A 12,356-nucleotide genomic window follows, 5' to 3' on the forward strand; every position below is an offset into this window, starting at 1 on the left:
GCCCGCCGATATACTGCGCCTCGTGGGTGATGGCTGTCGGTGTTTGAAACGCTTGCGCAAAGTCGGATGCGATATTGAAAATGTTGTTTTTGGCTTTTTTGAGTTGTTTTGGTAACAAAAACCTAACAAACGCCACTCCGTGCCCTCATAAGCGTGTAAAAACAATAACTAACGTGCTCAATGGAGCTGAGTGGGCAAAGCCGTGAAAAATAAACAGAGACCTGTAAACCTCGACCTACAGACGATCAGCTTTCCTGTCACCGCCATCGCTTCCATCTTGCATCGTGTCTCAGGGGTGATCACCTTTGTGGCGCTCTCTATCTTGCTGTGGATGCTTGGTACTTCACTCGCCTCTCCCGAAGGATTTGAAACCGTGGTGTCCATCATGGACAACTTCCTGGTCAAATTCGTGTTGTGGGGGATCCTGACTGCGCTGGCTTACCACATTGTGGGCGGTCTTCGTCATCTGGTCATGGACATGGGCTATTGGGAAGAGCTGGAATCCGGTAATCAGAGTGCCCGTGTGGCCTTCGTGATCACCGCGGTTTTGGCGGTATTGGCGGGAGTACTGGTATGGTAACCAATTCTGCAACATTCGGGCGCAGCGGTGTTCATGATTACATCCTGATCCGCGCCACCGCCCTCATCATGACGGCCTACGTCCTCTATCTGGTTGGCTTTGTCACGTTCAATGACATCAGCTACGAGGTGTGGACCGGCTTCTTCGCCAAAACCTTCACCAAGGTATTCACCCTGTTGACCCTGCTGTGCGTCCTGATCCACGCCTGGATCGGTCTGTGGCAGGTGCTGACCGACTATATCAAGCCGGTGGGGCTGCGCGGTGCGCTGCAATTTGCCTTGGTAGTGGTGCTGTTTGTCTACCTGATGACCGGCTTCGTTGTGCTGTGGGGGGTGTAAGGTGACTATTCCAACTCGTGAATTTGATGCGGTCGTGATCGGTGCCGGTGGCGCCGGCATGCGCGCCGCGCTGCAGATTGCCCAGTCCGGCAAGAGCTGCGCTCTGTTGTCCAAGGTCTTCCCGACCCGTTCTCACACGGTTTCTGCCCAGGGCGGGATCACGGTTGCGCTGGGCAATGCCCACGACGACAACTGGCAATGGCACATGTATGACACCGTCAAGGGCTCCGATTATATCGGTGACCAGGAAGCGATCGAATACATGTGCAAGACGGGCCCCGAGGCCGTCTATGAGCTGGAGAACATGGGCTTGCCCTTCTCCCGCTTCGACAACGGCTCCGTTTACCAGCGTCCGTTTGGCGGCCAGTCCAAGAATTTTGGTGGCGAGCAGGCTGCTCGTACCGCAGCCGCAGCGGACCGTACCGGTCACGCTTTGCTGCACACCCTCTATCAGCAGAACGTCAAGAACAAGACCACCGTCTTCTCCGAGTGGTATGCGCTGGATCTGGTGAAAAACCAGGACGGCCACATCGTTGGCTGCACCGCCATCGACATGGAGAGCGGTGAAGTCGTCTACTTCAAGGCCAAGGCAACTGTGCTGGCCACCGGCGGCGCTGGTCGCATCTATCAGTCCACCACCAACGCCCACATCAACACGGGTGACGGCGTCGGCATGGCGCTGCGCGCCGGGGTTGGCGTGCAGGACATGGAGTTCTGGCAGTTCCACCCGACCGGCATCGCCGGGGCAGGGGTGCTGGTGACTGAAGGCTGTCGTGGTGAAGGCGGTTATCTGCTCAACAAAGACGGCGAACGCTTCATGGAGCGTTACGCGCCGAACGCCAAGGATCTGGCCGGTCGCGACGTGGTGGCCCGTTCCATCATGATCGAGATCCGCGAAGGCCGTGGCTGCGACGGTCCCTGGGGCCCGCACATCAAGCTCAAGCTGGATCACCTCGGCAAAGAGGTACTGGAATCCCGTCTGCCTGGCATCTGCGAGCTCTCTCGCACCTTCGCCCACGTGGATCCGGTCAAGGAACCCATCCCCATCATACCTACCTGCCACTACATGATGGGCGGCGTGCCGACCAACGTGAATGGCCAGTGCTTGACCCAGGACAAGGACGGCAACGACGTCCCCGTGGTCGGTCTGTTCGCGGTGGGCGAGATAGCCTGTGTCTCCGTGCACGGAGCCAACCGTCTGGGCGGCAACTCATTGCTGGATCTGATCGTGTTTGGCCGCGCTGCGGGCATGCACCTGGTCAACACCCTGGGCGAGATGGAACATGGTCGCGAGGCTTCCGAGTCTGATCTGGCCGCCGCGCTGGCCCGTTTCAATCGCTGGGAAAACAACCGTGACGGGGAAGACCCGGTCCAGATCCGCAAGGATCTGCAGACCTGCATGCAGAACAACTTCTCCGTGTTCCGTGAAGGTGACGCCATGGCCGAAGGGCTGGCCGAGCTGAAACGCATCCGCGAGCGGCTGAAGAATGCCCGTCTGGACGACACCTCCAAGGAATTCAACACCCAGCGCATCGAGTGCCTGGAGCTGGACAACCTGATGGAGACGGCGTTTGCCACCGCGGTGGCGGCCAACTTCCGTACCGAGAGTCGGGGTGCCCACAGCCGCTTCGATTTCCCGGATCGCGACGATGAGGGCTGGCTGTGCCATAGCCTCTATCATCCGGACACAGAGTCCATGACCCGTCGCGCTGTCAACATGTCTCCGAAAACCCGTGAGGCATTCCCACCCAAGGTCCGGACTTACTGACCGATGGCGGAGACAAGCACCATGAAGAGCAGACAGTCGGCTTATCGCAGCATGTGCCGGTCTGTGAAGAGGTGGGAGGCATTCCCATCTCTCTTCCCCAAGGTGCGGACTTAACGATTGCGGAGCCAAACAACATGAACGTCACATTCTCTGTCTACAGATACAATCCGGATGTTGATAACGTCCCCTATATGAAGGAATATCGTCTTGATATTCCTGAAGGTTCCGACATGATGGTGCTCGATGCACTGATCCAGCTGAAAGAGCTGGATCCCACGCTCGCCTTCCGCCGCTCCTGCCGCGAAGGGGTCTGTGGATCAGACGGTCTCAACATGAATGGCAAGAACGGTCTTGCCTGCATCACCCCGCTCTCCGATCTGCTGAAGAAGGGCAATAACGTCGTTATCCGCCCCTTGCCCGGCCTGCCGGTGATCCGCGATCTGGTGATCGACATGACCCAGTTCTACACCCAGTGGGAGAAGGTCAAACCCTTCCTCATCAACGATGAGAAATTGCCGCCCGTGCGTGAGCACCTGCAATCCCCCGAAGAGCGCGCCAAGCTGGATGGCCTGTACGAGTGTATTCTCTGTGCCTGCTGCTCCACCTCTTGCCCCTCCTTCTGGTGGAACCCGGACAAGTTCATCGGCCCGGCCGGGCTGCTCGCCGCCTATCGCTGGTTGGCCGACAGCCGCGACACCGCCGCCAGCGAACGACTGGGTAACCTGGATGACGCCTTCAGCGTGTTCCGTTGCCACGGCATCATGAACTGCGTGAACGTCTGTCCCAAGGGCTTGAACCCGACCAAGGCCATCGGTCAGATCAAGTCGATGCTGCTCAATCGGGCTGTTTAGTATCAGGGCCAGGGCGTCACGCGCCAGGCCCGACCTCTGGATAGCCATCCAACCCCATGGCTGGATGGCTATTTAAACCCTACAAGCTGCGCTGCAGTGAACAAGATGTACAAGGGATAGAAATGCATAACGGCGTGATGAAGGCCTGGTTGGAGTCATCTCACCTGGCTGGTGCGAATGCAAGCTATATTGAGGATTTGTACGAATCCTTCCTGGAAGACCCCGAATCCGTAGCCGACGAGTGGCGCAGCCTGTTTAGCTCGCTGCCCCAGGTCAATGGCCATGCGGTTGAACAACCTCACTCCCAAGTCCGCGATTATTTCCGTCGTCTGGCCAAGGATCCCTCCCGTTACAGTGCCCCCGTGTCCGATCCGCAAGTGGATGCGAAACAGGTGCGCGTGCTGCAACTGATCAACGCTTTCCGCTTCCGTGGTCACCAGAATGCCAATCTGGATCCCCTTGGACTCTGGACCCGTGAAACCGTTGCCGAACTGGATCCTGCCTTCCACAACCTGCAGGGCGCCGACATGGAGGCCACCTTCAACGTGGGCTCCTACGCCATAGGTCGCGAGACCATGGTGCTCTCCGATCTCTATGCCTCGCTGAAGAAAACCTATTGCGGCAGCATAGGTGCAGACTACATGCACATCACCTCCACCGAGGAGAAGCGCTGGCTGCAAGACCGTCTTGAATCCATTGAAGCCACGGGCAACTACAGCACAGAGGAGAAGACCCGCTTCCTCGAGAGCCTGACCGCGGCCGAAGGGCTGGAAAAATACCTGGGCGCCAAGTTCCCGGGGGCCAAGCGTTTCTCCCTGGAAGGGGGCGATGCCATGGTGCCCATGCTCAAGGAGCTTATTCGCCGCGCCGGTGAGCAGGGCTGCAAAGAGGCCGTCATCGGCATGGCCCACCGTGGTCGCCTGAACGTGCTGATCAACGTGCTCGGCAAACGGGCGCAAGAATTGTTCGACGAGTTCGCCGGCAAGCACGGTGAATCCTGGGGCACAGGGGATGTGAAGTACCACATGGGCTTCTCTTCCGACTTCGCCACCCCGGGCGGCAATGTCCACCTGGCGCTGGCGTTCAACCCGTCTCACCTCGAGATCGTCAACCCCGTGGTCATCGGCTCGGTGCGTGCCCGCATGGACAGACGCGGTGACAAGGATGGCTCCAGCGTTCTGCCCATCACCATCCACGGTGACTCCGCCATCGCGGGACAGGGTGTCGTAGCAGAAACCTTCAACATGTCCCTGACCCGTGCCTACGGCGTCGGCGGCACTGTGCGCATCGTCATCAACAACCAGGTAGGTTTCACCACCTCCTATCAACGTGACCTGCGCTCCACCGAATACTGTACCGACATCGCCAAGGCGGTGCAGGCCCCCGTGCTGCACGTCAACGGGGATGACCCGGAAGCCGTGGTGCTGGTGACCCAGATTGCGCTGGATTATCGCAACACCTTCAAGCGCGACGTGGTGATCGAGCTGGTCTGCTACCGTCGTCACGGTCACAACGAGGCGGACGAGCCCAGTGCGACCCAGCCCTTGATGTACCAGAAGATCAAACAGCACCCGACCCCGCGCAAGATCTACGCCGACCAGCTGGTGGCGGAAGGCAGCATCAGTCAGGAGCTGGCCACTACCCTGGTCAATGACTATCGCGATACCCTGGATCGGGGCGAGCGGGTGAGCAAGGAGTGGCGTCCGATGGAGCTGCACTCCGTCGACTGGACCCCTTATCTCGGTCACGACTGGGCCATGAGCTATGACAGCACTGTGCCCATGGATCACCTGAAATCCCTGGGCGAGCGCATCAGCCAGTACCCGGCCACCCATGTGCTGCAGCGCCAGGTCGAGAAGATCTACGAAGACCGTCGGCTGATGGCCGCCGGCGACAAGCTGCTGGACTGGGGCTTTGCCGAGACCCTGGCCTACGCCACCCTGGTGGACAAGGGCTCCCGCATCCGCTTCACCGGGGAAGACTCCGGCCGTGGCACCTTCTTCCACCGCCACGCCGTGCTGCACAACCAGAGCGATGCCAGTACCTACACTCCGCTGTGCAACTTGCACGACGAGCAAGGTCCCTTTGAAATTTACGATTCAGTGCTGACCGAAAACGCGGTACTGGCGTTCGAATATGGCTACGCCAGTGCGGAGCCGGCTGGTCTCACCATCTGGGAAGCCCAGTTCGGCGACTTCGCCAACTGCGCCCAGGTCGTGGTGGATCAGTTCCTCTCCTCCGGTGAGCAGAAGTGGGGCCGGATGTGCGGTCTGACCATGCTGCTGCCCCACGGTTATGAGGGGCAGGGCCCGGAGCACTCCTCCGCCCGTCTCGAGCGCTATCTGCAGATGTGTGCCCAGCACAACATGCAGGTGTGCGTGCCGTCCACCCCGGCGCAAGTGTTCCACATGCTGCGCCGTCAGGTGGTGCGCCCGATGCGCCGTCCGCTCATCGTCATGACGCCCAAATCCCTGCTGCGCCACCCGCTGGCGGTGAGCAAGCTCGACGAGCTGGCGACCGGCACCTTCCAGAACGCCATTGGCGAAATTGACGCCCTGGATCCCAAAGGCGTCAAGCGGGTGGTGTTCTGCTCCGGCAAGGTCTACTACGACCTGCTCGATGCCCGTCGCAAGGCCGAGCAGCACGATGTGGCCCTGGTGCGGATCGAGCAGCTCTACCCCTTCCCGGAGGAGGAAGTGCGCGCCATTCTGGCCGACTATGCCCACGTCACCGACTTCGTCTGGTGTCAGGAAGAGCCGCAGAACCAGGGCGCCTGGTACAGCACCCGTCATCACTACGACAGCGTGCTGCCAAGCCATGCCCGTCTGCGTTATGCCGGTCGCCCGGCCTCGGCCTCGCCGGCCGTCGGTTACATGTCGGTCCACGCCAAGCAGCAAAAAGCCCTGGTGGAAGACGCCCTTACTCTGGCCTAAGCCCTGAACAAGAAGTAACAAGGAACTGATTACATGACTATCGAGATCAAGGTACCGGACCTGCCGGAATCAGTGGCGGACGCCACCATCGCCACCTGGCACAAGAAACCGGGTGATCTGGTTGCCCGTGACGAAGTACTGGTCGACATCGAGACCGACAAGGTCGTGCTGGAAGTCCCCGCGCCGGAAGCCGGCGTCCTCGGCGACATCCTGCAAGCGGAAGGGGCGACCGTGTTGTCCCGCCAGCTGATCGCCATGCTCAAGCCGGCTCCTGTGGCCGGTGAAGAGACCAGAGAGAAGCCGGTGGAAGCCGTGGCCGATGACGGCGCCGATGGCCTGAGCCCCTCGGTGCGCCGCCTGGTGGCCGAGCATGCCATCGACGTGACCAAGCTGACCGGCACCGGCAAGGGCGGTCGCATCAGCAAGGAAGATGTGGAAGCCTTCATCAAGGGTGGCAACAAGCCTGCCGCCGCGCCGGTCGCGGCTGCCCCTGTGGCCGCGGTAGCGCCGCTGGTCGGTCGCACCGAGAAGCGTGTGCCCATGACCCGTCTGCGCAAGCGCATCGCCGAGCGTCTGCTGGAAGCCAAAAACACCACCGCCATGCTGACCACCTTCAACGAGATCAACATGGCGCCCATCATGAAGCTGCGCAAGCAGTACGGCGAGATCTTCGAGAAGAAGCACGGCATCAAGCTCGGCTTCATGTCCTTCTACGTGAAGGCGGTCGTTGAATCCCTCAAGCGCTACCCGGAAGTGAACGCGGCGCTGGACGGTGACGACATCGTTTACCACAACTACTTCGACGTCAGCATCGCCGTCTCCACCCCGCGCGGGTTGGTGACACCTGTGCTGCGCGATTGTGACAACATGAGCCTGGCGGACATCGAGAAGGCCATCAAGGATCTGGCGGGCAAGGGCCGTGACGGCAAGCTGACCGTGGACGAACTGACCGGCGGCAACTTCACCATCACCAACGGTGGCGTGTTCGGCTCCCTGATGTCCACCCCCATCATCAACCCGCCGCAGAGCGCCATCCTGGGGATGCACAAGATCCAGGACAGACCCATGGCGGTCGATGGCAAGGTCGAGATCCTGCCGATGATGTACCTGGCCCTCTCTTATGACCACCGCATCGTCGACGGTCGCGAGTCGGTGGGCTTCCTGGTCTCCATCAAGGAGCTGCTGGAAGATCCGACCCGTCTGTTGCTGGATGTCTAGGCAACCAGCGACATTCTGAGCGAATTAGAAAGATAACGAGGGGCCGCCCAGGCCCCCATTCACAGGGGATTGAGAAACACGAGCCCCGGACGGAAATACCTACAACACGGATAGAGCATCTATGAATCTGCATGAATATCAGGCAAAAAAGCTGTTTGCCGAGTATGGCCTGCCGGTCTCCGAAGGTTATGCCTGTGCTACCCCGCAGGAAGCGGCTGAAGCGGCCGACAAGATTGGCGGCAATACCTGGGTCGTCAAGTGCCAGGTCCACGCTGGTGGCCGCGGTAAAGCGGGCGGCGTCAAGCTGGCCAAGAGCAAGGACGAGATCCGCGCCTTCGCCCAGAACTGGCTCGGCAAGAACCTGGTGACCTATCAGACTGACGCCAACGGTCAGCCGGTTACCAAGATCCTGGTGGAATCCTGCACCGACATCGCCAAGGAGCTCTATCTGGGCGCCGTGGTCGATCGTGGCAGCCGTCGCGTGGTCTTCATGGCCTCTACCGAAGGTGGCGTGGAGATTGAGAAAGTCGCCCACGAAACCCCGGAACTCATTCACAAGGCCGCCATCGATCCGCTGGTGGGCCCGCAGGCCTATCAGGCGCGCGAGCTGGCCTTCAAGCTGGGTCTGGTCGGCGATCAGATCAAGCAGTTCACCAAGATCTTCATGGGTCTGGGCCAGATGTTCCTGGATTGCGACTTCGCCCTGCTGGAAATCAACCCGCTGGTGATCACCGCCCAGGGCAACCTGCATTGCCTCGACGGCAAGATCAACATCGACGCCAACGCCCTCTATCGTCAGCCCAAGCTGCGCGAGATGCACGATCCGTCCCAGGATGACCCCCGCGAAGCGCATGCCGCCCAGTGGGAGCTGAACTATGTGGCGCTTGATGGCAACATCGGCTGCATGGTCAACGGCGCCGGTCTGGCCATGGGCACCATGGATATCGTCAACCTGCACGGCGGCTCACCGGCCAACTTCCTGGACGTCGGCGGCGGCGCCACCAAGGAGCGCGTGACCGAAGCCTTCAAGATCATCCTCTCCGACACCAAGGTGCAGGCCGTGCTGGTCAACATCTTCGGCGGCATAGTGCGCTGCGACATGATCGCGGAAGGCATCATAGGCGCGGTCAAGGAAGTGGGGGTCAAGGTGCCCGTGGTAGTGCGTCTGGAAGGCAACAATGCCGAACTGGGTGCCCGTAAACTGGCCGACAGCGGCCTCAATATCATCGCCGCAACGAGTCTGACTGACGCAGCTCAGCAAGTGGTTAAAGCAGCGGAGGCCAAATAATGAGCGTTCTGATCAACAAAGACACCAAGGTGATCTGCCAGGGCTTTACCGGCGGTCAGGGTACCTTCCACTCCGAACAGGCGATTGCCTACGGTACCCAGATGGTCGGCGGCGTATCACCGGGCAAGGGTGGCACCACCCACCTGGGCCTGCCGGTGTTCAATACAGTGCGTGACGCGGTCGAAGCCACCGGCGCCACCGCCTCCGTCATCTATGTGCCTGCGCCCTTCTGCAAGGACGCCATCCTGGAAGCCATCGATGCCGGCATCAAGCTCATCGTTACCATTACCGAAGGCATCCCGACCCTGGACATGCTGCAGGTCAAGGTGAAGCTGCAGGAAACCGGCGTGCGCATGATTGGTCCGAACTGCCCGGGCGTCATCACCCCGGGTGAGTGCAAGATCGGCATCATGCCGGGCCATATCCACAAGCCGGGCAAGGTGGGCATAGTCTCCCGCTCCGGCACCCTGACCTACGAAGCGGTCAAGCAGACCACGGACGAGGGCTTCGGCCAGTCCACCTGCGTCGGTATCGGTGGCGACCCCATCCCGGGCTCCAACTTCATCGATATTCTGGAGATGTTCCAGAACGATCCCAAGACCGAAGCCATCGTCATGATCGGCGAGATCGGCGGCAGCGCCGAGGAAGAAGCGGCGGCCTACATCAAGGCCCACGTCACCAAGCCGGTGGTCTCCTACATCGCGGGTGTCACCGCTCCGGCTGGCAAGCGCATGGGTCATGCGGGTGCCATCATCGCCGGTGGCAAGGGCACGGCAGCAGAGAAATTTGCCGCCCTGGAAGATGCCGGCGTGAAAACCGTGCGCTCCCTCGCCGATATCGGCAAGGCCCTGCGTGAAGTGACCGGTTGGTAATTCCTTTCAGCCTGTTATCTCTGATATAAAAATGCCGCCCGATGGGCGGCTTTTTTATGGAGTTAATGTTATGCGTAACTTCATTCAGTACAACTCTTAGCCCAAAGGGGCGAGATGGAGATACTCGGATCTTCAAGCGATGAATCGAAGCACATGATGTAATCGATACAGTTATAATAATAAAGTTTGCACATGCTGAATGGCTGGCTATATTTTTATGGCTTGCAATTGATTTTTGTGTCAGTACTGTTGGGGAGGTAATGTGATGACTTCGAAATGTATGTTTTTCTTTTGTTTTTCTTCTGCACTTATTACTGGCTGCTCTAGTAATCTAAGTGCGGTAGATAAACTGACTAGCTCGACTCAAAATGATGGCGGTATTTCATCTTATTTTAATGACATTCCATTTCAAAGTCGCTTTCTTGCAATTAATGGCCAGCTTCCTATTGATACTGTAGGAATGCCTTGCGTTGCGAGTAGTTATCGAGTGCCATATTCAATGATATGTCTAAGTACCGATAAGTCGAAAGTCATCGAATATGACTATCCCGTGACTGGAAATCCTGGTGAAAAAATAAAAAATCTTAAAAATAGCCTCACTAAGTTAGAAAAAAATTCACAAGATTTAGTTACCAAGTTGCTTGTTAAGGCTACTTGCCAAAATACAGAAAAAGAAGATTGTACTGCGGAAATTGAGAGTGCTTCTACTGCTCAGTCAGAATTTCAATCTTTACAGGCGGAAGTATTGTCAAAGTTGTCAGATGGTAATACGTTTATATTTCAGTGGAGTAGTACAGCCGGTGGTGGATTCGATGTAGAAGCTGAACCCTATGGAAAAATTGATGGGCAGGGTGGCTATCAGAACAGTGGAATTACCATAGTGTCCGGTTTACGCATATCCCAGCTTTTAGTGGGAAATGATATCAGTAGTATTTATAAAAATCTGCCCAAAGATACCAAGTTAGCAACATTTGTCATGCAGGCTCAAGGAATAGCGTATATAAGTACCCGAAGCATTAGTGCTACGGTGCAAGCTCGCTTAGGGCTAACACCAACTCAATTCAGTGACATCATAAGCACTTTGTCTGGAACTCAGAAAATACAACTGGCGGCAGCGTTCAATTATGTAAGCAGCCTGAGTAATGAAGGTCAGTTTCACACTGTAGATAAAAAAATTAAAGATGTACCGACGTGGGGAGCGCCGGGTAAGATAGAAGATCATGGATATCAAACATTCTATGCAACCATGACAAAATTAGATGAGCTTAATAAAATGATTGAGAGGGAATAGTTTTTATTTCAGATAAGCATAGACAGTTTATATGAGTTTTCTGTACGTATAGACTCTTTATGAAATAAGTTTATGGGGGTAATTCTTAAGTCATTTTCAGTAACTGTTTCGGATAGAAGAGTACAGGTCTACAGATCTACAGGTTCGATTAACGTGGCGTAATCTGGCGTTCGAGAAGGTAGCATTTATGCTTTTTCATTTTCTCGGGTGAGGTGCCAGCCTTGATTACACATCTTTTTTAATGTGGTAACTGACAAGGTTGGTCCCTGGCGCGGAGAGTCTACTGTGAATACTCAACAGAGTCATTCAATCCAATCAATCTGAGAGCATGGCGATTTCAGATTTTATGGTCTGGCTCCTATTTATCCCCTTGTTTTTTGCTGATAGCACTCAGAGTGAACGGACAGGGTTTTGCCATTAACCTTGAAAAATCGGGCCATAAGGCGTATAACCACGCGCTTTACTGGTCTATTTAGCGAGCCCCTTCCATGCAGCAAGTCGAGAAAATGCAGCCAACTCCTTTTTGGCAGGAAAAGCCCCTGCAGCAGATGACGGATGCGGAGTGGGAATCCCTGTGCGACGGCTGCGGCAAGTGCTGCCTGAACAAGCTCATTGACGAGGACACCGACGAACTGGTGTTCACCAACGTCGCCTGCGATCTGCTCAACACCAAGACCTGCCAGTGCTCCGATTACGGCAACCGCTTTAAAAAAGAGCCGGACTGCCTGCAGATCACCCATGACAAGATTGCCGAGTATGACTGGCTGCCCTCGACCTGTGCCTACCGGTTGCTGGCCGAGGGGCAGACCCTGCCCGAATGGCATCCGCTGATCACCGGCAGTCGCTCCGCCATGCATCAGGCGGGTCAGTCGGTGCGCGGCAAGGTGATACACGAAGCCCATGCCGGTGAGTGGATCGATCACATCATCACTTGGGCGAGTTGAACCCAGACCGGCCAAGCCGTTATCCGGTCCACAGTGCCATTGATATGCCGCAGGGGCAGGGGAGTCATACTCTTCTGCCCCTGTTGCTATCTGGCGGCCTGCTGCGAGCGATAGACGGGCTTCTGTGTCCCCTTGCCTGCGGGAGAGTGCACCAAGCGCGTAGTACGGGGACTATGGGGCCTGTCGAGGGATCCCGTTGCGACTTTCCGTTTCATTGAAAAGAGGGAAGAGGCGGGGAACAAGGGGGTGAGGGGCGAATCCACCTCAGTCCCT

At 57.4% G+C, this 12,356-nt stretch carries 10 protein-coding genes; all 10 read left to right on the forward strand.

Annotated elements, in window-relative coordinates:
* The first annotated feature begins 190 nt into the window (after positions 1 to 190).
* The 10 genes from sdhC to AACQ95_RS16600 all read left to right on the forward strand — a co-directional run bounded on the left by sdhC (position 191) and on the right by AACQ95_RS16600 (position 12,083).
* Complete coding sequence (sdhC, locus tag AACQ95_RS16555; protein WP_011705795.1) at positions 191 to 580, forward strand: succinate dehydrogenase cytochrome b556 subunit; 390 nt, start codon at positions 191 to 193, stop codon at positions 578 to 580.
* On the forward strand, positions 574 to 918 hold the full coding sequence (gene sdhD, locus AACQ95_RS16560; RefSeq protein WP_241279090.1) for a succinate dehydrogenase, hydrophobic membrane anchor protein: 345 nt from the start codon (positions 574 to 576) through the stop codon (positions 916 to 918). Before sdhC ends, sdhD begins: the two co-directional genes overlap by 7 nt.
* A gap of 1 nt (position 919) precedes the next feature.
* The gene (gene sdhA, locus AACQ95_RS16565) at positions 920 to 2,686 is read left to right on the forward strand and encodes a succinate dehydrogenase flavoprotein subunit (RefSeq protein ID WP_043136186.1); all 1,767 of its coding nucleotides are present in this window, start codon (positions 920 to 922) and stop codon (positions 2,684 to 2,686) included.
* A gap of 134 nt (positions 2,687 to 2,820) precedes the next feature.
* Positions 2,821 to 3,537, forward strand: a complete 717-nt coding sequence (locus AACQ95_RS16570) for a succinate dehydrogenase iron-sulfur subunit (protein WP_043136189.1) — start codon at positions 2,821 to 2,823, stop codon at positions 3,535 to 3,537.
* A 122-nt stretch (positions 3,538 to 3,659) separates the two neighbouring features.
* A complete protein-coding gene (gene sucA / locus AACQ95_RS16575) occupies positions 3,660 to 6,470 on the forward strand; it encodes a 2-oxoglutarate dehydrogenase E1 component (RefSeq protein WP_043556896.1) in 2,811 nt (936 codons plus the stop codon).
* Positions 6,471 to 6,503: 33 nt separating this feature from the next.
* Positions 6,504 to 7,688 (forward strand): 2-oxoglutarate dehydrogenase complex dihydrolipoyllysine-residue succinyltransferase, encoded by a 1,185-nt coding sequence (odhB, locus tag AACQ95_RS16580; protein ID WP_043136195.1) that lies wholly within the window; start codon positions 6,504 to 6,506, stop codon positions 7,686 to 7,688.
* 121 nt (positions 7,689 to 7,809) lie between these two features.
* Positions 7,810 to 8,976 carry an ADP-forming succinate--CoA ligase subunit beta gene (gene sucC / locus AACQ95_RS16585; RefSeq protein ID WP_042872307.1) on the forward strand — a complete coding sequence of 389 codons (1,167 nt, stop codon included), beginning with the start codon at positions 7,810 to 7,812 and terminating at the stop codon, positions 8,974 to 8,976.
* Positions 8,976 to 9,848, forward strand: coding sequence for a succinate--CoA ligase subunit alpha (gene sucD, locus AACQ95_RS16590; RefSeq protein WP_042649072.1), 873 nt, complete (start codon positions 8,976 to 8,978; stop codon positions 9,846 to 9,848). The genes sucC and sucD overlap by 1 nt, the downstream gene beginning before the upstream one ends.
* Positions 9,849 to 10,113: 265 nt before the next feature.
* Positions 10,114 to 11,139 (forward strand): hypothetical protein, encoded by a 1,026-nt coding sequence (locus tag AACQ95_RS16595; RefSeq protein WP_241279091.1) that lies wholly within the window; start codon positions 10,114 to 10,116, stop codon positions 11,137 to 11,139.
* Between the two features lie 506 nt (positions 11,140 to 11,645).
* A complete protein-coding gene (locus AACQ95_RS16600; protein WP_043556903.1) occupies positions 11,646 to 12,083 on the forward strand; it encodes a YcgN family cysteine cluster protein in 438 nt (145 codons plus the stop codon).
* Positions 12,084 to 12,356 lie beyond the last annotated feature (273 nt).

It is taken from the genome of Aeromonas sp. MR19 (assembly GCF_963899305.1).
Lineage (GTDB): Bacteria > Pseudomonadota > Gammaproteobacteria > Enterobacterales > Aeromonadaceae > Aeromonas > Aeromonas bestiarum.

Bases quoted from the DNA above. Each gene is read 5' to 3' on its own strand.
- sucD (WP_042649072.1), top strand. From the start codon at position 8,976: ATGAGCGTTCTGATCAACAAAGACACCAAGGTGATCTGCCAGGGCTTT.
- sdhD (WP_241279090.1), top strand. From the start codon at position 574: ATGGTAACCAATTCTGCAACATTCGGGCGCAGCGGTGTTCATGATTAC.
- AACQ95_RS16600 (WP_043556903.1), top strand. From the start codon at position 11,646: ATGCAGCCAACTCCTTTTTGGCAGGAAAAGCCCCTGCAGCAGATGACG.
- AACQ95_RS16595 (WP_241279091.1), top strand. From the start codon at position 10,114: ATGACTTCGAAATGTATGTTTTTCTTTTGTTTTTCTTCTGCACTTATT.
- odhB (WP_043136195.1), top strand. From the start codon at position 6,504: ATGACTATCGAGATCAAGGTACCGGACCTGCCGGAATCAGTGGCGGAC.
- sucA (WP_043556896.1), top strand. From the start codon at position 3,660: ATGCATAACGGCGTGATGAAGGCCTGGTTGGAGTCATCTCACCTGGCT.
- sucC (WP_042872307.1), top strand. From the start codon at position 7,810: ATGAATCTGCATGAATATCAGGCAAAAAAGCTGTTTGCCGAGTATGGC.
- AACQ95_RS16570 (WP_043136189.1), top strand. From the start codon at position 2,821: ATGAACGTCACATTCTCTGTCTACAGATACAATCCGGATGTTGATAAC.